13 protein-coding genes are annotated in these 20293 nt (G+C 46.4%); 4 read left to right on the top strand and 9 right to left on the bottom strand.

Going from position 1 to position 20293, the window contains the following annotated elements:
* Positions 1 to 74: 74 nt before the first annotated feature.
* From QZ918_RS08280 to QZ918_RS08270, 3 genes are all read right to left on the bottom strand, one after another.
* Positions 75 to 518, bottom strand: coding sequence for a hypothetical protein (locus QZ918_RS08280; protein ID WP_293333347.1), 444 nt, complete (start codon positions 516 to 518; stop codon positions 75 to 77).
* A complete protein-coding gene (locus QZ918_RS08275) occupies positions 515 to 4432 on the bottom strand; it encodes a CHAT domain-containing protein (protein ID WP_293333344.1) in 3918 nt (1305 codons plus the stop codon). The genes QZ918_RS08280 and QZ918_RS08275 overlap by 4 nt, the downstream gene beginning before the upstream one ends.
* Positions 4433 to 4631: 199 nt before the next feature.
* Positions 4632 to 5639: a zinc-dependent alcohol dehydrogenase family protein gene (locus QZ918_RS08270; RefSeq protein ID WP_293333448.1), complete on the bottom strand. Its 1008-nt coding sequence runs from the start codon at positions 5637 to 5639 to the stop codon at positions 4632 to 4634.
* A 171-nt stretch (positions 5640 to 5810) separates the two neighbouring features.
* Here QZ918_RS08270 and QZ918_RS08265 point away from each other — a divergent pair, with 171 nt between their 5' ends.
* Both QZ918_RS08265 and QZ918_RS08260 read left to right on the top strand, forming a co-directional pair.
* Positions 5811 to 5936, top strand: a complete 126-nt coding sequence (locus tag QZ918_RS08265) for a hypothetical protein (RefSeq protein ID WP_293333342.1) — start codon at positions 5811 to 5813, stop codon at positions 5934 to 5936.
* Positions 5905 to 9444: a sensor domain-containing protein gene (locus QZ918_RS08260; RefSeq protein ID WP_293333340.1), complete on the top strand. Its 3540-nt coding sequence runs from the start codon at positions 5905 to 5907 to the stop codon at positions 9442 to 9444. Before QZ918_RS08265 ends, QZ918_RS08260 begins: the two co-directional genes overlap by 32 nt.
* A gap of 472 nt (positions 9445 to 9916) precedes the next feature.
* Here QZ918_RS08260 and ilvN read toward each other — a convergent pair whose 3' ends face one another.
* The 4 genes from ilvN to QZ918_RS08240 form a co-directional block, all read right to left on the bottom strand.
* The gene (ilvN, locus tag QZ918_RS08255) at positions 9917 to 10435 is read right to left on the bottom strand and encodes an acetolactate synthase small subunit (protein ID WP_190739991.1); all 519 of its coding nucleotides are present in this window, start codon (positions 10433 to 10435) and stop codon (positions 9917 to 9919) included.
* 217 nt (positions 10436 to 10652) lie between these two features.
* A complete protein-coding gene (locus QZ918_RS08250) occupies positions 10653 to 11465 on the bottom strand; it encodes a carbon-nitrogen hydrolase family protein (RefSeq protein ID WP_293333337.1) in 813 nt (270 codons plus the stop codon).
* A gap of 319 nt (positions 11466 to 11784) precedes the next feature.
* Complete coding sequence (gene psaJ, locus QZ918_RS08245; protein WP_293143244.1) at positions 11785 to 11913, bottom strand: photosystem I reaction center subunit IX; 129 nt, start codon at positions 11911 to 11913, stop codon at positions 11785 to 11787.
* Positions 11914 to 12035: 122 nt separating this feature from the next.
* Positions 12036 to 12524, bottom strand: coding sequence for a Photosystem I reaction center subunit III (locus QZ918_RS08240; protein WP_293143241.1), 489 nt, complete (start codon positions 12522 to 12524; stop codon positions 12036 to 12038).
* A 341-nt stretch (positions 12525 to 12865) separates the two neighbouring features.
* On the opposite strand from QZ918_RS08240, the gene tsaD reads away from it, so the two are divergent.
* Both tsaD and QZ918_RS08230 read left to right on the top strand, forming a co-directional pair.
* A complete protein-coding gene (tsaD, locus tag QZ918_RS08235) occupies positions 12866 to 13936 on the top strand; it encodes a tRNA (adenosine(37)-N6)-threonylcarbamoyltransferase complex transferase subunit TsaD (protein ID WP_293333334.1) in 1071 nt (356 codons plus the stop codon).
* Positions 13937 to 14143: 207 nt separating this feature from the next.
* Positions 14144 to 14635, top strand: coding sequence for a GNAT family N-acetyltransferase (locus tag QZ918_RS08230; RefSeq protein ID WP_293333332.1), 492 nt, complete (start codon positions 14144 to 14146; stop codon positions 14633 to 14635).
* Positions 14636 to 14966: 331 nt separating this feature from the next.
* Here QZ918_RS08230 and QZ918_RS08225 read toward each other — a convergent pair whose 3' ends face one another.
* Together QZ918_RS08225 and QZ918_RS08220 are read right to left on the bottom strand one after the other, a co-directional pair.
* On the bottom strand, positions 14967 to 15710 hold the full coding sequence (locus QZ918_RS08225; protein WP_293333329.1) for an HAD family hydrolase: 744 nt from the start codon (positions 15708 to 15710) through the stop codon (positions 14967 to 14969).
* Positions 15711 to 15987: 277 nt separating this feature from the next.
* Positions 15988 to 20184 carry a chemotaxis protein CheB gene (locus QZ918_RS08220; protein ID WP_293333326.1) on the bottom strand — a complete coding sequence of 1399 codons (4197 nt, stop codon included), beginning with the start codon at positions 20182 to 20184 and terminating at the stop codon, positions 15988 to 15990.
* Positions 20185 to 20293 lie beyond the last annotated feature (109 nt).

The following is a 20293-nucleotide window of genomic DNA, read 5'->3' as shown; positions in this document are numbered from 1 at the left end:
TAGTCAAACAGCATTCTCTGACTGGTTTCACTTTAACTTGACACCAATTAACAATGCCATTACGCTACAACATTTTACATTAGCACTAAGATTGTATCTCGGCTTGCTTGCACGGAGTCCTTAGCTTGCAAAATCTTTCCGAGAAATGTTTTAAAGCCACGAGGCTGGACTTTTGCCTCAATGCGATCGATAATTTCTGGTAAATTTGTCAAGTCGCTGATGTCGCTAGCGCTGTTATCAGTTTCAATATTAGTAGTATTGTTTATTTCAGATTCAGCATCTGGTAAAACATCTAATCCTTTGCTGCGTTGGCTGCTGTGCTTCTTTAACCAGACACGATTGTTTTTATAAGCAGCTAACAGAGGAGGATGCAGTTTTGTCAGTCTTAGAATATCGGTGACAGTACAAGTTTCATCGGTTTGATTAAATTCGGATTGGACTGCTGCGGGCAAAGGTTCGGTTTGTTGCAATATTGCCACAATAAAAGCTTGAAAAATCTCGTCTTGCGTGTCGCTCATAATCCTGTGATAGTAAAGGCAGCCCAGTAATAGGGATGCTGATAGGGTTGATGTAATTCCATTGTAGCCAATGCTAGGCAATCGGTTTCCAAAGAATCGATAAAGCTAACTTCATCTTCAGAAAGTTCGGGGCTGTTTTCGGAAATCTTGTCAATTTCCGATTGATACCAGATGGCTAAATCCTCGCGGGTGGCTTCTCGCAGCCATTTTTGAGCATTTGCTAAAGCGACAGGTAGAGAATCGCCGCCTTCTCGCCACCGTTGGTAAAAATAAATCATTAATAACGTACTCGCACCGGATTCTATGGGCCACAGGGTACTGACGACACAGCCAACTCCGGCGCGCATAAAACCGCTAGTCAATCCTACATATTCGGCGAGAATTGTTTGTTTGTCAGTCAATGCGGTTTCGCAGGCGGGAAGGCAGATTAATTGGTAGTTGCTGAGGTCATGTTTGATAATTTCTCTGACTGTTAATCGGTGGGTGTTGCTTAAGTATAAAGTCGATTCTAGGGGCGTATCAAAATTATAGCTGCCGTGGCCTGTGAAGTGAAAAATATTGTGGGGTTGTTGCAATAATCTTTCGACTTCATCGAGGGTGGCTTCGTCTTCTTTTAGTCGGGTGGATTTGTCGAACATTCGGCAAATAATTTCGGATTCGATTTCGGCGGCGGGGAGAGGGGCGAGTCTTTTTTGTTGGTTGTTTTTATCGGTAATTATGCTGTGGGGATTTTCGATGCTGAGGATGGAGGGCGGGCACGGGGGCACCGCCCCTACGAATGGGGAAACCGAATCATTCAAAGTCCCCCTTCTTAAGGGGGATTTAGGGGGATCTAGGCTTGGAGGTAAGTCAGAGATTTCGGCTGGGTTTTCCAGGCTTTGATCCCCCCTAGCCCCCCTTAAGAAGGGGGGGACAAGAGTGTTCAAAGTCTCGGTTTGTGAGGAGGGGATTGGTACACTCAAAGTCCCCCTTCTTAAGGGGGATTTAGGGGGATCTAGACTTGGAGGTAAGTCAGAGATTTCGGCTGGGTTTTCAAGGCTTTGATCCCCCCTAGCCCCCCTTAAGAAGGGGGGGACAAGAGTGTTTAAAGTCTCGGTTTGTGACGGAGAGATTGGTGCATTCAAAGTCTCGGTTTGTGAGGAGGGGATTGGTACACTCAAAGTCCCCCTTCTTAAGGGGGATTTAGGGGGATCTAGACTTAGAGATAAACGAGAGATTCCAGTAAACCGATGTTGCAAACTAATCCCAACGGCGGCGCTAGGCAAATAACTCACCACAAAATCACGACTAAACAAAGCATGAATTGGGAAGCGGTGCAAGTCCCGGTGCGGAATCAAAATTAACTCCGTAATCCCCTCTAATTGCTGTTCAATAACATCTATTTTCAGGATTGCATTGAGTTGTACAAATTTACTTGCCATTCCCGCACGCCAAGGATGATTTACTTGACTTGTTTTCTCCTTAGATTGATAATCGGTGTATTGTTGATTCCACTCTTTCACCCATTTTTCAAATTCATCGGGAGAATCGCTGAAACAGGTTTCGGGAGACAACAAGCCATCGGATTTAATGATGAATGTTGTCAGGGCTGCGTCGCTGATATGCCAGTAAATCGCGGCGGTTGTGGGATTGAGGAGTTGCTGAATTTGGGCGTGAGTGACTGTCTCTTCTGTTTCGTAATCGGGAATTGGCAAGGCATCCAGCAGCCAAGATAGGCAGACATTTTTATCGATTTCTGCTGTTGTTAAGGCTTCGGGAAACTGCCCTGACTGGATGAATATATTTACGGTTAATTGTTCAAAGCTAACTAATTTGTCGATCAGTTGCTGTTGGGTGAGTTGGGAATAGTTTTGCTGTTTTAGCAAGCGTTGCAATAAATCGGTGGCATCTCGTTGTAATTTATTGGCTTCGTCAGTTTGTTTTAAGCTGACTAAGGTTTTGATTAATTTCTGCAATACTTGTAGATGCAGTTTTAGGAAAGCATCTGGTGTGAGAGTTTTGAGGGCTTCTTGGTAGCTAGTAGAAGAAGAATTAAATCTTCCTTCATCGTAGTGAGCATTTCCTAGTGCTTTATACAGTTGTCCATATCCTTCGGGGTGGGTATTTTGTGGGCAATACTCTAAGCCTGTTTTTAATGTTAATACTTGTCCTTCATAGCCGCGCTGTGTCAGGTTGTGAGTTAAGAGAGTTCTGGTAACAGGTGGAGATTTAGGGAATTTTGCTTGTAATAGTTCATAAACTAGCAGCCTATGTTTAGGTGCATCTTTGACTGTATTGCTGCGATTAATCCAGGCTTCATGTAAATCTGGTTTGATTTCTAAGGCTTTGTCGTAGGAGGCGATCGCTTCTTCATATCTGTTTAAATTATCCAGTGGAATGCCCCGATTGTTCCAGGCATCGTAATAATCTGGTTTGATTTCTAAGGCTTTGTCGTAGGAGGCGATCGCATCTTCTAGCCTGCCTAACTTACCCAGTGCACTGCCCCGATTGTTCCAGGCTTCGTGAAAATCTGGTTTAATTGCTAAGGCTTTGTCGTCGGAGGCGATCGCATCTTCAAGCCTGCCTAAATTACGCAGTATAATGCTCCGATTGTTCCAGGCATCGTAATAATCTGGTTTGATTTCTAAGGCTTTGTCGTAGGAGGCGATCGCATCTTCTAGCCTGCCTAATTTACCCAGTGCAACGCCCCGATTGCCCCAGGCTTCGTGATAATCTGGTTTGATTTCTAAGGCTTTGTCGAAGGAGGCGATCGCATCTTCATATCTTTTTAAATTATCGCAAAGTATGACACCTCTGCCGTTCCAAGCTTCGTGATAATCTGGTTTGAATTCTAAGGCTTTATCATAGGAGGCGATCGCATCTTCTAGCCTTCCTAATTTACCCAGTGCAATGCCCCGATTGTACCAGACATCGTGATAATCTGGTTTGATTTCTAAGGATTTGTCGTAGGAGGCGATCGCCTCTTCAAACTCCCCTTTCATATATTGCTCATTACCTCGATTGTACCAGACTTCGCCATCAGGTTTGAAGTATAATGCTTTGTCATAGGATGGTTTTAGATCAATTGGATTAAAAAATACTTCTGTTGACTGAGGAACGGAGACCGACTCAGGATTAGAAGAACGATAAAGAGTAGAAGCCGTATTATTAGAATCAATAGCACCTTGATAATCACCCAATCTTTGTAAAACCAAACCTCGTTTTTCCCAGACTTCTGGCTGGTTATATTTCAATTCAATAGACCGTTCATAAAAAGCAAGTGCTTCTTGAAAATTACTTTGTTCATATTGCTCATTACCTCGCTTTTTCCAAGCCTCAGCCTCTCCATCAACATCCTCACCCCCCTCATCCGAAACTAGCGGAAACTCAACCAAAATCTCCCTACCAACATTCCCCGCCGCCTCTCCCAATTCCCCACCCGCAACCCTACCCAACAAATCCAACCTGCGCGCCAATTCCTGAAGCGATACCACCGCATCCGCAGACGCTGTACTCCCCTGCGCGCCCTCCAACGATCGCACTCCAAACCTCCGCAACCAAGCCGCCAGATCGCCATTTTTAATCCGTTTTGCGATTAAGTATTCCGCAACATCGCCTTTTCCCCAGCCCTGATTCACCCCTTCGAGAAGTTCCATCAACATCGACTCGTATTCCGCATCAGTCAAAGTTGGAGGAACCCCCCTCAGTCCCCCCTTGCTAAGGGGGGAGGCAAGATTTTGTTCTTCTCCCTTACCAAGGGTGGAGGAAACATTTTCTTTCTTGTCCCTCCCCTTACCAAGGGAGGAGGAAACATTTTCTTTCTTGTTCCCCCCCCTTACCAAGGGGGGGGTTAGGGGGGGGTTAAAATCTTTGCCAAAAACCCGAAAAATCCGGTGAATTAATTGTTTGAGGAATCGCCAGATTTTATCTAACATTGGTGAGATGGTGAGGCGGTTTGTTTTTGTTATTGTATAGCCTTTTTCAAAAAGATGAGGTATGACTGGTAGCTTATATAACCAGTTAAATTAAGAGGGCTGAAGCCCAACAACGTACCCGGAGGGCTGAAGCCCAACAACGTACCTGGAGGGCTGAAGCCCAAGGTCGATCCTGGTCGAATTCGATTCAGCGGGAATTTCAATTAGCTGCAATTTCAAGCACTATTTTACCCGTTACTGAGCCTGTTTCTAATAACTCGTGGGCTGCTTGAGCTTGTTCTAGCGGGAAAGTTTGGCTGACGTGAATTTTGAGCAAATTACGATCGCACAAACGAGCGCATTGCTGCAAAATCTTCGCCTGCTGTTGCTGTTCCTCTACCAAATTTTGCAGCATCGGAGTTAACATTAACTCCAGACTGATCCGCAAATTCCGCATTCTTGCAGTTTTCAAATTCCCCAAAGCCGGATCTGGTTCCAAAATTGTTACCAAATCTCCGTAAATCTTCACAGCCGGAATAATTTGGTAAAAAGTTTCTCCCCCGACTGTATCAAAAGCCAAATCAACTCCTTGGCCCTCAGTCCAAGCCAAAACCCGATCGACAATATCCGTATTTTTGTATAAAATAACTGAATGTGCACCTAACTGCCGTACAAACTCGGCTTTTGCTTCGGAACTAACAGTAGTGCAAACCTCAGCACCCTGCAATGCAGCCAACTGTACCGCGACGTGGCCGACTCCGCCTGCACCTGCTAGGATTAGCACTTTTTGGCCGGCTTGCAAGCGCCCTCGATCGTAAAGCGACTCCCATGCTGTAATTAAAACTAAGGGTGCCGCCGCCGCCTCAGCAAAACTTAAAGCAGCAGGCTTGATGGCGAGAAAACGTTCGTCTACAACGGCAAACTCAGCGTAAGTACCGATCGACCCGCCTAAACCCCCGTGGCAGAAAAAAACCTCGTCTCCGACTTGGACACTCTGCACAGCATCACCGACAGCTTCTACCACTCCAGCACCGTCGCACCCCAAAACGTGAGGAGTTTTCTCGGGGTAAAAAGTGCCGCGCGATCGCAACTTAGTATCTATCGGATTGATGCCTGCCGCCCGCAACCTTACCAAAACTTCTGTTTCTGTTTGTATAGTAGGGACTGAGATATCTTGCAGTTTCAATACGGATGGGCTTCCGGGAGTTTCAAAAACGATCGCTTTCATCAGGGGTATTAACTCTATTTTCGCCTTCACCTCCAATCCTACCTTGTATTCGTTACTCATCCGTGACGATACTTAGTTATTTTTAATAATATAGACTGGCTTTAATTCAACTGACAATTGACAGTTGACTTGGGACAGCTACCTCTATCTCGAAGTCCGAGGATTGGAGTGATGAATAGTCTAATTTTAATTTCTCCCGATCGGGTTTCCGGCTTTAAACCAATTCTTTCTGCTAACTACTATAATTGTCGAGCGGTGCTAATCGATGTTCGAGCTAGATTTATTTTTTTACTTTGAGATTCTTGCATACCTTCTGGGATTATCGGCGACTTTTGTCTTCGCGATCGCGATTTATCTCAAGTGGCACCAAAGGCCTCCCAGTCTGCCAACTGCCCAAGAACAACCGCAGTTGGCAGAATTACAGCCAGATTTGTCTGCGAGATTGAAAATTACGAAAAACTTGTTGATTTTGCCAAACTCAACTCTATTGGCGATCGGTGACAGCTTCTTGGGTAAACTGTTAGGTATTGGCTGCAATCTATTATTAGCCCAGCAACAACGCCCAACTGTGAATTCTTCTCCTCTTGTCGGGCCTTCCACCAGCAAAACCGTTAGTCTGAGCATCCAGGGTTCGATCGACCAAAATGCCGATAGCCCTCCTAACGACAACCCTCCCAACAGCAGCACTTCCCCGCAATTAGAGGAAAACTTGCTAGGTGACATCCTGGCAGGTACTAATTCGCCGGGGGGGACACAATTCTTTGATACTTTAGTTCCCCACTTGGCCTCAGCACTAGGAGTTCGCAGCGCCGTCGCTGCCAAATCGATTAAATCGATCGAACGCACCGATCTAACTCCCGATAAATTACAAGTTATCAGTTTTTGGAGCGACGGACAGCAACAGCCAAACTTTGAGTGCAACACCGCCAATACGCCCGAAGCGCTGGTGTTTGAGCAGGGAATGTACTCCTGTCCAGACCGCCTCCTGGAAACCTTTCCTGAAGACCGCAGAACGATCGTTACAGGTTCGCGCAGCTTCCTGGGAATCTTGCTGAAAAACTCCTACGGCGAACCTTTAGGCATTATTTGTATTTTCCACGATCGCCCTTTACTAGAAGCACATCTTGGCAAATTTGAACTAATTATCAGCATCTTTGCCGGACGGGCCGCCGCCGAATTAGAGCGGCAGCGCCTAGAAGCAGCACTCTGCACCGTAGAAGCGAAATACTGCGCGCTTGTAGAACAAATGCCGGCTGTCACCTACATTTCTCCCCTCAACCGCAGCGCTGCCAAACTTTACATCAGCCCGCAAATCGAGACTTTTCTGGGTTATTCTGTAGCTGAATGGAAGGCAGACCCAGATCTGTGGCTGAAACTCGTTCACCCAGAAGACCGCGATCGCGTGTTAGTTGAAAACGCCACACAGAAATTTACCGACGGAGAAGATATCTTTAGCGACGGGCCGCTGGTGTCAGAATACCGCGCGATCGCCCGCAACGGCAGAATTGTCTGGTTCCGCGATCGAGCGATCGCAGTTCGCGATCGAGCCAGCAACTCCGTCATCCTTCAAGGCGCAATGTTTGATATCACAGAGACTAAAATAGCTGCCAGCGCCCTGCTAGAAAGCGAATACCGCTATTACACTTTAGCTAAAATACTGCCAGTCGGGATTTTCCGCGCCGACGCTGCGGGATATTGTTTGTATGTCAACGAGCGATTTTTGGAGATGGCGGGACTGACTGCACCAAAGGCATTGGGCGAAGGTTGGGCCCAAAGTTTGCATCCCGAAGACCGCGATCGCATTTTGAACCAGTGGTATCGCGCTGTCACAGATAAATTGCCTTGTAAGTTAGAATACCGCTTTTGCAACGGCGACCTCACAACCTGGGTATTTTGGCAAGCAGTGCCGGAAATTGGCAACAATGGAGCAGTTCTGGGCTATCTGGGCACGCTGACAGATATCAGCAATCGCAAGCAGGCAGAATTCGCGCTGCAACAAGCCGAAGAAAAATACCGCAGCATCTTTGAAAACGCGATCGAGGGAATTTTTCAAACAACTCCTGACGGGCGCTATCTCAGTGCCAATCCGGCTTTAGCCAGAATTTACGGCTACGAGTCTGCTACCCAACTGATCGCAAACATCCACGATATCGAGCGCCAACTCTACCTCGATCCCAACCGCCGCGTCGAGTTCTTGGGTGCGATCGAAAAACACGGTTCTGTGTCTGAGTTCGAGTCCCAAGTTTACCGCGCTGACGGCACCACTATCTGGGTTTCCGAAAACGGCCGGGCTGTTCGCGATGCTGGTGGCAATTTGCTTTACTACGAAGGTACTGTCGAAGATATCACTCTGCGGAAAATAGCTGAAGAGAAGTTAGTACACGATGCTTTGCACGATACCCTGACGGGTTTGCCCAACCGAGCTTTATTTATGGATCGCTTGGGACACGCGATCGAGCTTTCAAAACGCCGTCCCGAGGTTTTGTTTGCGGTGCTGTTTATCGATCTAGACCGCTTCAAGGTGGTTAATGACAGTTTGGGGCATTTAGTGGGCGATCGCTTGCTAATCGCGATCGCCCAGCGCCTGGAAATCTGTTTGCGGGCTGGAGATACCGTTGCCCGTCTCGGCGGCGACGAATTTGCTATTTTGCTGGAAAATATCAAAAACACCGATGATGCGATCCACATTGCCGAACGAGTGCAAGCGGAACTGGCAGAGCCTTTTTATCTCAACGAATATCAAGTTTTTAGCAGTGCTAGCATTGGTATTGTTTGTTCCGGTTTGCCACAGGATCCCAACAATTTTTCCGAATTTTATAGTCCAGGAAATCTCGGAAATGTCGATCTAGAAACTGCTTTGTGTTTCCTATCTCCCGACTCTACGGTTCCCGCCCCATTCCGAATATTGTACGATCGACCAGAAGAACTGCTGCGAGATGCAGATGCTGCCATGTATCACGCCAAGGGATTGGGCAAAGCTCGCCACGAAGTTTTCGACTTAAGTATGCACACTCGCGCCGTCGCCCTTTTGCAACTGGAAAACGACTTGCGGCGCGCTCTAGACTCCCAGGAATTTCAGCTTTACTACCAGCCCATCGTCTCTCTAACTAGCGGTAGAATCAGCGGTTTTGAAGCGCTGCTGCGGTGGTATCACCCCGAGCGCGGTTTAGTAGCTCCCGGTGAGTTTATTTTAGTAGCAGAAGAAACTAAATTGATTGTACCTATTGGTTGGTGGATGATGCGATCGGCTTGCTGTCAGATCCATCAGTGGCACGAAAAATTCCCAGCAAATCCGCCGCTGACTGTCAGCGTCAACCTTTCTAACGAACAATTTAAACAGCCGGATTTAATCGATCGCATTCGTGAGATTTTACAAGAAACTCACCTTGACCCCCGCACTTTAAAGTTAGAAATTACCGAAGGGGTGATCGTGGACAATGCCGAATCAGCCGCCGCTATCCTCTCCCAATTAAAAAATTTAGAAATTGAATTATATATTGACGATTTTGGCACAGGCTATTCTTCTTTGAGCCGCCTGCACACTTTTCCCACTGATGCCTTAAAGATCGATCGAGCTTTTGTGAGCCGCATGACTGAAGATGAAGGAAACGAAGCTATTGTAGAGACTATTTTGATATTAGCCCGTCATTTAGGCATGGATGCGATCGCTGAAGGAATCGAAACCATCGAACAGCTTAATTTGCTCAGAGCTCTGCAATGCGAATACGGACAGGGATACTTTTTCTCAAAGCCTGTAGACACCATCACAGCCACAGGTTTGATCGAAAGTCAACCTAAATGGTAATGAGTCAATTGACAGTTGACAGTTGACAGTTGACAGTTGTCATTTGTCATATCATGTCCGGTCAATTACCATAATAATAAAAGTTCGCAAAAAGTTCGTAGTGCGGACTTCAGTCCGCATAATGTGCCCGAAAGTCCGCACGCGCGATCTAATTTTATTGCGGTCAATCGGCCGGAAATGATATCAGTTGGTAGGGGCGGTGCCACCGTGCCCGGCCTCTTAGTTGTCAGTTGTCAGTTGTCAGTTGTCAGTTGTCAGTTGTCAGTTTTGCATTTATAGTGCGAGCGTCCCCGCTCGCGTGCTTTATTATAAAATACGCGAGCGGGGACGCTCGCACTCAAAGAAAAAATGCTTTTTGCAAAACTTGAGATGCTCCCCCTCATGAAGTCATCATAAGTCTAAAGTTAAAAGTTAAAACATTCTTTATGACTAATAACTAATAACTAATGACCAATGACTAATGACTTCTTGGTTAAACTTTTGCTTCCAAAGACTTGAGAAACTCCGTATTTACCCCCGACTCCCGCGTCAGGGCAATTTTCCCAGTACGAGCAATTTCCTTAATCCCAAATCTATTTAGAACCTGGACGATCGCCACCATCTTACCCGGATCTCCGACAACTTCCAAAGTCAGCGTATCATCACCAATATCTACCACTCGCGCTCTAAAAATCTGAGCTAACTCAATGATCTCCGATCGCGTTCCGCTAGCAGCATTAACTTTCAGCAACATCAACTCCCGTTCCACACAGGGAATTTCCGTTATATCCTGAACTTTAAGCACATTAATCAACTTGTACAGTTGCTTAGTCAACTGCTCGATAATCTGGTCGTCTCCCGGTACAACCATTGTAATCCGAGACACTCCCACTTGCTCCGCTGGGCCAACGGCCAGACTTTCAATATTAAAACCCCGACGGGCAAATAAACCAGCAATTCGAGTGAGGACACCCGCTTCATCTTCAACTAAAACCGAAAGAGTGTGTTTCATTTATCCAAAAAAGACGCATTTCGTGCAATTCTACTGTCGCCCATTCGCCTTTTAAGCAGAAGTGCACGCCCATTGAACCTGCATTAGACATTTTTTTAGTGTACGAACGTACACAATTCATTCCTAGAATAAAAACTATTCAGGTCTGGTGGCTGGCGAAAACTGCAATTTTGACACCAATTGGTGACAAAACTGCGAAGTACCAAGCCACCATAACTTACATAAAAACCCGGTGTTGCAGCGATGGCATCTGGCGGCGGACTTGTTCTAGTCGATCGGGATTAATCTCTGCCACCGCCACACCCGGTTCCTCTCCGGCATCCGCCAAAACTGTACCCCAAGGGTCTACAATCATGGCGTGACCGTGAGTTTGACGGCGACCGTAGTGGTGTCCAGTCTGTGCCGGGGCGATCGCATAACAAGTATTCTCGATCGCCCTAGCTTGCAACAAAACCTTCCAATGATCCTTGCCAGTGTAAGCAGTAAACGCCGCCGGCACGAACAAAACATCAGCACCCTTCTGCGACAAATGCCTGTACACTTCCGGGAACCGCACGTCATAGCACACCGAAAGTCCCAGCGTCCCCAACTCCGGCGACACATAAACCGGCGGCAAATCTTCACCAGCTTTCACCGTGTTCGATTCCCTGTAAGTAATCCCGTCTGGCACATTCACATCAAACAAATGTACTTTTTTGTACCTTGCCACTTCGCTACCGTTTGGGTCTACTAGCAAGCAAGTATTGTATACCTTCCCCCCATCCGTCGGCACGGGAAATCCGCCGCCCAGAATCGTCACCTGGAACCGCTGGGCCATAGTTTTGAGGAATTTTTCGCTTTGGAGTCCGATCGCCTCTGCTTGAGCAATCTTCTCCTCCTCTTCTCCCATAAACGAGAAATTTTCTGGTAAGGAAACTAACTCCGCACCCCGACGCACTGCCAGGTCGATTAATTCCTCTGCCTGCACCAAATTTTTTTGCAGGTCAGGCAAGCTAGTCATTTGAATTGCTGCGGCGAGATAAGACTTCATCGATTCACAATATTAGTCATTAGTCAGTTGTCAGTTGTCAGTTGTTAGTTGTTAGTTGTTATTGGTTCTTGGTTCTTGGTTCTTGGTTCTTGGTTCTTGGTTCTTAGTTTTTAGTAGCTATGCCCCATGCCCCATGCCCTATTCCCTATGCCCCATGCCCCATGCCCTATTCCCCATGCCCACTTCATGTTACTGAGAAAGTCTATAGAGTTTGAGAGTTCTGATGTTTGAGCTTTAAATTAACCTTTAACTCATCACTCAAAACTCAAAACTCTCAACTTTTTTGCCCTAATTTTTGAGACCTAATTCCGGTCAAATCTTAAGGCATCGGATGGAAAAGCAAGTCAGGGAAAAAGCGGTTAAATTCAATCAAACCCGCAGCTTGAATAGAGAACCAAAGCGCTGCCAATACTGGTGCGGTCGAAAGAAACTTGACAAAATATTGCATGAATTCTGCTCCTGAAAATTCGAGACAGTTGGTAATTGCCGATCGCTCGGTAAGGAGCTAATTGCTAACTTGCAGTTAATCGATCAACTGTTAGCTATTAGCCTTGGCTCCATTTCCCTATTTTAGCGGGGGGAAACAGTAATTTCGTCGTCCTTGGCAAACATTTCACCAGTGGTGATTTCTTTGAGTGCTGCCAGAGGCCACAAAAAGCCACTCAGCATACAGGAGATTGCCACAGGAACGTCGATAATAATCTCTTTTTCCTCTGGAGTTGCAGATTTTTTGGCAATTTGCAGATAAGCGCGGCCTACCCAACCAATCCAACCAGCAATATACAAGAACAGCACGCTAGGAATCAAAAAGTCGCCAGCCTTGTCCAAGCTGCCGTCTACGATTAAGTGCGGGTATCCTTCCGGGCCGCACATAGCTTGAGAATACATCTCGAATCTTGCCTTGGCAGATGCCGGGTCGCCATTGGTAGAACGTGCATTTTTAGCCAGTTCCTTGAATTCGGGAGAGTCCTTGCACGGCACTAAATTGTAAGCCGAAGCAACTGGAACAAAACTGATCCACAGACTAACCACTAAAATTGCAGCAAACAATCGTCGCATGAAATTGTTTCCTTTTGTTACAAAACAATAAGTTTTTGTACAAGCATTTCAACTTGCCGATCCGAATCCAGATTACCGCACTTGCTGACAGTCTAAAGTCTCCATCATAGAGGCGGCAAAGCCCAAAAGAATCAGGGATTCCGGTTTCATAGGTCAGTGCGAGAGCTTAGCAATACCGCTAGGATATTCCGCAGCTTGCATTATAGTTCGATCGCCTCCGGCCCACTCCAACGGCTGGCAAATATCCACAAGCAATAACCTGAGAACAGATCGAGCCGGGGGACTTGCGCCGAATTCGTTAAGCTAGCAATAGCTAACCTATCAAATAAAATTACCAGTTAATGGCAACCATTTTCGCAATTGAAACAAGTTGTGACGAAACAGCAGCAGCGATTGTTAAGAATCGTCAAGTTTGCAGCAATGTTGTAGCATCACAAATTAAAATCCACGAGCAGTACGGTGGGGTAGTCCCGGAAGTAGCTTCGCGGAGTCACCTAGAAATGCTAAATCAGGTAATTGCCCAGTGCCTGAGTGAAGCCAACTTGAGTTGGTCAGAAATTGACGGCATTGCAGCGACTTGTGCCCCCGGTTTAGTAGGTGCATTGTTAGTCGGGCTGACAGCGGCGAAAAGCTTGGCAATAGTCCACCAAAAACCTTTTTTAGGCGTCCACCACCTCGAAGGGCACATCTACGCTTCTTACTTAATCGAACCAGACTTGCAGCCGCCGTTTTTGTGCTTGTTAGTTTCCGGGGGACACACCAGTTTAATTTATGTTAAAGATTGCGGCGTTTACGAAACAGTCGGACAAACGCGCGACGATGCGGCGGGTGAAGCTTTTGATAAAGTCGCCAGACTGTTGCAGCTAGGATATCCCGGCGGGCCGCTGATGGACAAATTGGCTGCCCTGGGGAATCCCCAAGCATACCCCCTCCCAGAAGGCAAAATTTCGCTGCCCGGTGGCGGCTACCATCCCTACGACAGCAGTTTTAGCGGGTTGAAAACAGCAGTTTTGCAATTAGTGCAGAAACTTAAAAAACAAGATATTAATGCCGGTGGCGAAGGCGTCTTGACTGCCTCTACAATTAATGATATTGCGGCAAGTTTTCAGGAAACAGTGGCGAAGGGTTTAACCAAAAGGGCGATCGACTGTGCGCTAAATTTCGGACTCACTACCATAGTAGTCGGTGGCGGAGTCGCAGCCAACAGCGGACTCCGAAAACATTTACAAGCAGCCGCAGTTAAGCACAACTTGCGAGTATTGTTTCCCCCATTAAAATATTGCACGGACAACGCAGCAATGATCGGCTGTGCGGCGGCAGAACACTTTCAGCGAGGACACACCTCACCCCTGACATTGGGAGCCAATTCGCGGATGGCTGTTAGGGATATCATGGAACTGTATAGCAGTTGACAGTTGACAGTTGACAGTTGACAGTTAATAATTGCAGAATTAATGCAAAAAATTGTTTTACGCGCGAATTATGGCAGTAAGGTGCACATTGCTCACCCTACATATATGACAGAAAAAATGGTTTGACGCGTGAATTATGACGGCTATACAGCACAGTAAAAAATTGGTATAACAGTCAACAGTCAACAGTCAACAGTCAACCAAACGATGAAAATCCGCGACGCAGTAGAAAGCGATTTATCCGCAATTGTCCAAATATACAATGCAGCAATACCGGGGAGAATGGCCACAGCAGATTTAAAACCAGTCTCAGTCGAAAGCCGCCTCGCATGGTACAGAGAACACTCGCCCTATTCTTTGCCGATTTGGGTAATGGAATCAGAACAAAATATCGTCGGCTGGCTGAGTTTTCAGCTTTTCTACGGACGCGCCGCCTATCAGCATACCGCAGAAGTTAGCATCTACGTCACACCCGATCGCCAAAGCTGCGGAATTGGACAAAAATTATTGCAATCGGCAATTGCGCGGAGTCCAGAATTGAGACTTAAAACCCTGATGGCAATAATTTTTGCTCACAATCAGCCGAGTTTAGCGTTGTTCCAGAAATTTGGGTTTCAGCAGTGGGGATATCTGCCGCAAGTCGCCGAACTTGATGGCGTTGAAAGAGATGTGATAATTCTGGGTTTGCGTTGTTTGTAGGGACACCGCAATGCTTTTTATCGTGTTAACTTAAGATTAAACGTAATCATAGACTGCTGTTTACCGCCGAGACCAGATCCCCCCTAGCCCCCCTTCAAAAGGGGGGGACAAGATTCTTATCAAAGTCTCCCAACAATCAGGGGGACTTCAAACACTTCGGGTTCGCCCCGATTATCCCCGGGACTTTGAATGCTCTTTCTTGTCCCCCTTTTTTAAGGTGGACTTTGAACACTCTTGTCCCCCCCTTTTGAAGGGGGGTTAGGGGGGATCTGGACTCGGCTAGAAGCGAGATTTTCCAAAGCAAAACCTGCCCTAGCGATGTGATGTTTGCTCAATCTGCTAAAATTGTAATTTCATCCAAAGATGCGATCGCCACATCAGCCTTTTCCAAATGACTAACCTGGGCATTCCCCCAACAAATCCCGATGCAGCCCGCCGCACCAGCATCTTTCCCCATCTGAATATCGCCCGCCGAATCTCCCACCATTAAAGTTGCTGCGGGATCTACTCCCAGTCTCTCACAAGCTAACAAAAATAGTTTCGGATCGGGTTTATTCAGATGTACAGAATCCACACCCATTTCTAACTGAATATATTCGCTTAATTGGTGAGCTTTCACAAGTTTTTCTACCGCTTTTGTTGTCGCAGCCGAAAGAATTCCTAGTTTCAAACCAGCTTCATACAGAGATTTTAATACTTCCAAACTGCCAACAAACAAAGGAGAAGGTGGACTACTTTTTAACATTTGGTCGGCTTCATCAAAAGCGCGTTGAGCAATAGTTAAAGATTCTATCCATCCTCTGCCAGTTTCCGCGATATATCCTGCCGCCACAATTTCGTTTTCCCGGCGACTACCGACTGCTAGCAAGCCCGTGGGGTCGATTTTACCAACTTCGATGCCGAAAGCCATTTGTAATGGCTCTCCAACGCCTGGGATTTGAGCATCTACGAGGCGCGATCGCTTCATCCCTAAATGTCTCAAAAATTCTTGAGAATCCTCTAGAGTGCCGTCTTTGTCAAAGATTACGGCTTGAATATTATAGAAGCTAATGCCTCGACATTTAATAGTTACCAAGAATCAAAACTCCTTAATTTCTATATTTTATTGTATTGTCTCATATTGTGCTATTTTTGGCAATTGTTTTTAGATCGGACGGCGGTTGCAACCGCGTCTATATCAACGATGTCTGAGATTAGACGGCGGTTGAAACCGCGTCTACACAAACGATGTCCGCCGGACGCCGGCTGAAGAAAACAAGGTAATTTTAACCGGCATTCTTCAACCCGCGCACCATCCGGGTTTTGTTTGTATAGACGCGGTTTCAACCGCCGACTCTTATGTCCAAGATTATTTAAGATATTCCCGCTAGCTCCGCAATGATTAATGCGAGTTGAACAGGCTTCACAGGCTTAGCAATATGCTTGTTGAAACCTGCATCGATCGCCTTTTGCCGTTCTCCATCGCTAGCATAAGCAGTAAGCGCAATGGCTGGAATATTTCCACCAGCTTCGGCATCAAGAGATCGCACTTGTTGCATCAAGGAATACCCATCTTCCTCTGGCATTCCAATATCGGAAATTAGCACGTCATAAAGGTTTTTCGTCAAAGCCGCGATCGCCTCTTTTGCAGAACCCACCGTTAGCACCTGGGCACCGCAGTCTTCCAGCACAAATTGCAATAACTCACGGGTATCGACATCATCATCTACGCTTAATATTTGCAAGCCCTCAAGGTTTGGTACGGCCTCTTTTGATCTGTTTGGAGGTATGCTTAATACAGTCGGCTCTACATGACTGGGCGGTGTTAATTGTTGGGCAATTGCCACTAGCGGCAACTTCACAGTTATTGTAGTTCCTTGTCCCTCACCCGGACTTTCAGCAAGCACCATACCGTCGTGAAGTTCGACTAATTGACGGACGATCGACAAACCTAATCCTAGCCCTTGATTAGCCTTGGTGGTGCTGGAATCACCTTGATGGAAGCGATCGAAAATATAGGGCAAAAAGTCTGCCCGAATCCCTTTTCCAGTGTCGGTGACTCGAATTTGAGCGTGACTGTCGATCGACTCTAGGGCAATTTCCACTCGTCCGCCCGATGGGGTAAACTTAATGGCGTTAGATAAAATATTCCACAATACTTGTTGCAGACGATCGGCATCGCCTAAAACAATCGCATAACTCAACTGTGCAACAATTGAAATGTTTTTGGCATCGGCTGATAATTGCACCCCGTCGATCGCACTTTGCGCCACCACAACCAGATCGATCGGACTAATATCGAGATGAATCTTACCACTCGTAATCCGGGAAATATCCAGAATATCTTCAATTAACTGATTTTGCGCCCTCGCACACCGCTCGATTACCTCTAGGGCCCGAGTAACGGCTGGTTCCTTCAGCTTGCCAGAGCGCAGCAATTTTGCCCATCCCAGGATCGGAGTCAGGGGGTTGCGGAGCTCGTGGGAGAGATTCGCCAGAAATTCATCTTTGGCACGGTTGCTGATTTCTGCGTCTTGACGGGCTGACTTCTCCTGCATCAATAACTGCGATCGCTCTGTCTCAAACTGCTTGCGATTTGTGATATCCTCGATCGACAACAAAATCATTAAAGCTTGGTCTTCTCGTTGCAGTTTACAAGCATTCAGCAGCATAGTTTTCTGCCCAATCTGCTCAAATACGTGATTTAACTCAAAGTTTAGAAGCTGAACATCACTCACCAGAATATCTTCCAAGATCGATCGCAGTTTCGGGATATTCCATTGCCCATTTCCTAATTCAAACAGCGAAAATTGCGCTGTTTCTGGGGCTGAAACCTGAAATGTTTCATAGAACGATCGATTGGCTGTGTTCACTTGTAGATCGGCATCCAGCACGACTAAAGGCGTTTGCACAGTTTCGACGATCGTTTCAGCATAATTTCGGGCTAACTCTAAGGTTTTGGCAGTGCGTTTCATAGCATCAATATCGATCCAAACCATTACCACACCGTCAATCACGTTTTCCGTCGTGCGATAAGGACGAATGCGGAGGTTGTACCAATATCCCGCTAGAGTTTTGATTTCTTGTTCTTTCGTCTGGAGAGTATCAATCACCTCCAAAATCATCTCTTCCAAATTTGGAACATCCAGAGTGGAGCGAATATCGCTAAAAGGTCGTCCAATATCTGTAGGAATCAGATTAAAAAGTTGCTTTGCCATTGGCGTAAAGCGTCTAATCTTTAAATCGTTTGCCAGCATCAAAATCGGGATATTGATACTAGCCAGTAAATTTATTAAGTCGTTATTTATTTGGTGTTGTTCAAGATTTCGACTGCGAAGTTCCTCGTTAGTGGTAATCAGTTCCTCGTTGGTAGCTTGAATCTCTTCTTTGGCAGTTTCTAATTCCTCGTTGGTGCTTTGCAACTCCTCGTTGCTTGATAGGATTTCTTCGTTGGCAACTTTGATATCTTGGTTGAGACTTTCCTGCTCGTGAATTACTGCTTGGAGATGCGCTTGAGCCGATTTTTTTTCTTGATTAGCGGTGGCAAGTGCCTGTCTCAAACGCACAATCTCACGCTCTAAATCACCAGGATCCAAGCTCTCATAATTAACTGTACTGAGACCGATCGCAGTGGGTAAAGCTTCTTCAAATAGAATCAAAAAGTAGCGTGATTCTACAGTCGCAGGCTGGAAGGGAATCACCTCAAGATTGACTAGACTCGATCGCTCGCCCGCGACCAGTATTACCCCTTCTTTTCTCACAATTACATTCTGCATTTGTGCCTGATAAATTGCCGTGCGTAGCTCGATTATCAAGCCTTCCCTTGCCATTGTCAGCAAATTTAAGGTGGGAATCCCTGGTGTCAGTCTCAAGTAAAGATTAGTGTCTCCCCGCACTTGCAGAATGTTCATCTGCTCGTTGACGACCACACCTGCTGGGGCATAGCGATTCAAAATCAGTTGGTCTGTGTATCGCTGTAAGTCAAAGGAATCTGAAGCGTTTTCATTCATTTGCTCAGATTCATCTACTTTAGCGACGGGGTAAGAACTCGTCGAAAACGAAAATATTGGACTATTTTCAGTCAATCTTTTAGCATAAATTTTGCACTTTGCGTGCACTGAATCAAACAAGGATGAGAACTTTCCGATACTTTCAGAATTGCCTAACAGCAGAAAGCCAGTCGGGTTAAGACTGTAATGAAAAATGGGAATCACTCGTTTTTGCAACGGCTCTGCCAAATAAATCAGCACATTTCGACAGCTAATTAGATCTAGATTGGAAAAAGGCGGATCGCTACCTAAGTTTTGTCTGGCAAATATACACAGTTCGCGGACTATTTTGTTGATTTTATAGCCTCCTCCTTCGAGGATAAAGAAGCGAGTGCGACGCTCTGATGAAACGTCGATCATCTGGTTTTCCAAGTAGAAGCCAGACCTCGCTTTGCCGATCGCTGCTTCGCTAATATCTGTGGCAAAAATCTGGATCGCTGGGAGAGAAACTCGATCGCCCAAAAACTCTAACAAACAAATGGCGATCGAGTAAACTTCTTCTCCTGTGGAACATCCCGCCACCCAAATCCGTATGGGACTCTTGGGCGATTTATTTTGGGTAATTGTGGGAAACACCTGCTCTTTTAACTGTTGAAAGGCTTCTGGATCTCGGAAAAAACTGGTGACGTGGATCAGAATTTCTTGATACAGGGCTTGGACTTCAGCCGGATTTTCTCGCAGGTATTGGGCGTAATCTGCCAATCTATCCAGCTTATATAACAGCATCCGTCGCTGAATGCGTCGATCGATCGTGGCGACTTTGTAGTGGGTGAAATCAACGCCTGTGGTCGATCGTAGCATTCCCAAAATAGTTGCCCGCACATCCCTCTCTGGGGGTAATTCTTCAACCGGGATGGTCGATATCGGGCAAGAAAGCAAGGGATTGTCACTGAGATTTGCCAATTCCTCAGCAATTTGTTGAGGGGGCAGAACGAAGTCTACATCACCTGTGGCAACTGCGGTATTCGGCATACTATCGAATTTTGCCGAGGCTTCACATTGAGCAAAGGTCACTCCTCCGGCTGCTTTGATTGCTTTGAGCCCCAGGGAACCGTCTCCGTCTCCCCCCGATAATACTACGGCGATCGCCTTGTGTCCGCGATCGGCTGCCAAGGACACGAAAAACGCATCTCCCGGCATATATTTTCCATAAATTTTCTCGCGGGGTGTGAGTTTCAGCACCCCGGAGGCGAGTGTCATCTTGGTGTTGGGCGGAATTATATATACCTGATTCGGCTCTACAGTCGTCCCGTCTTGCACCTGACTGACAGGCATTTGCGTGGTTCTGGTGAGAATTTCGCTCAACAGACTTTTGTGATTGGGGTCTAAATGCTGAATCAGCACAAATGCCATGCCCGTATCGGTGGGTAAGTGGCTAAGTAACTCCGTGAATGCTTCTAGCCCTCCGGCAGAGGCGGCAATCCCAACGATGGGAAAGGGGGCATCTACTGTGTTTTGCTCTTCGGGATCGAGCGAGGATGGTGCGATCGATTCCGGTATATTTGCTTCAGAGTTGTTCATCGAAATCTCCGCGAAAACCCCGTATTTGTTAACGGAAAGGATCTCAACCGATTTTCTGTTCATTCTCAGCGTAGCTGAGAATGACAGAAGATCGACTCATAAATATTAT

It is taken from the genome of Microcoleus sp. CAWBG58 (assembly GCF_020883045.1).
GTDB lineage: Bacteria > Cyanobacteriota > Cyanobacteriia > Cyanobacteriales > Microcoleaceae > Microcoleus.
The sequence above is the reverse complement of the archived record's forward strand: the minus strand, read 5'-3'. Positions and strand labels throughout refer to the sequence as shown.

What these genes read in the sequence shown, in the direction of transcription:
- QZ918_RS08220 (WP_293333326.1), bottom strand. Translation starts at nt 20,184, where the DNA reads ATGAACAACTCTGAAGCAAATATACCGGAATCGATCGCACCATCCTCG.
- tsaD (WP_293333334.1), top strand. Translation starts at nt 12,866, where the DNA reads ATGGCAACCATTTTCGCAATTGAAACAAGTTGTGACGAAACAGCAGCA.
- QZ918_RS08250 (WP_293333337.1), bottom strand. Translation starts at nt 11,465, where the DNA reads ATGAAGTCTTATCTCGCCGCAGCAATTCAAATGACTAGCTTGCCTGAC.
- QZ918_RS08265 (WP_293333342.1), top strand. Translation starts at nt 5,811, where the DNA reads ATGAATAGTCTAATTTTAATTTCTCCCGATCGGGTTTCCGGCTTTAAA.
- psaJ (WP_293143244.1), bottom strand. Translation starts at nt 11,913, where the DNA reads ATGCAATATTTTGTCAAGTTTCTTTCGACCGCACCAGTATTGGCAGCG.
- QZ918_RS08230 (WP_293333332.1), top strand. Translation starts at nt 14,144, where the DNA reads ATGAAAATCCGCGACGCAGTAGAAAGCGATTTATCCGCAATTGTCCAA.
- QZ918_RS08240 (WP_293143241.1), bottom strand. Translation starts at nt 12,524, where the DNA reads ATGCGACGATTGTTTGCTGCAATTTTAGTGGTTAGTCTGTGGATCAGT.
- QZ918_RS08270 (WP_293333448.1), bottom strand. Translation starts at nt 5,639, where the DNA reads ATGAAAGCGATCGTTTTTGAAACTCCCGGAAGCCCATCCGTATTGAAA.
- QZ918_RS08280 (WP_293333347.1), bottom strand. Translation starts at nt 518, where the DNA reads ATGAGCGACACGCAAGACGAGATTTTTCAAGCTTTTATTGTGGCAATA.
- ilvN (WP_190739991.1), bottom strand. Translation starts at nt 10,435, where the DNA reads ATGAAACACACTCTTTCGGTTTTAGTTGAAGATGAAGCGGGTGTCCTC.
- QZ918_RS08275 (WP_293333344.1), bottom strand. Translation starts at nt 4,432, where the DNA reads ATGTTAGATAAAATCTGGCGATTCCTCAAACAATTAATTCACCGGATT.
- QZ918_RS08260 (WP_293333340.1), top strand. Translation starts at nt 5,905, where the DNA reads ATGTTCGAGCTAGATTTATTTTTTTACTTTGAGATTCTTGCATACCTT.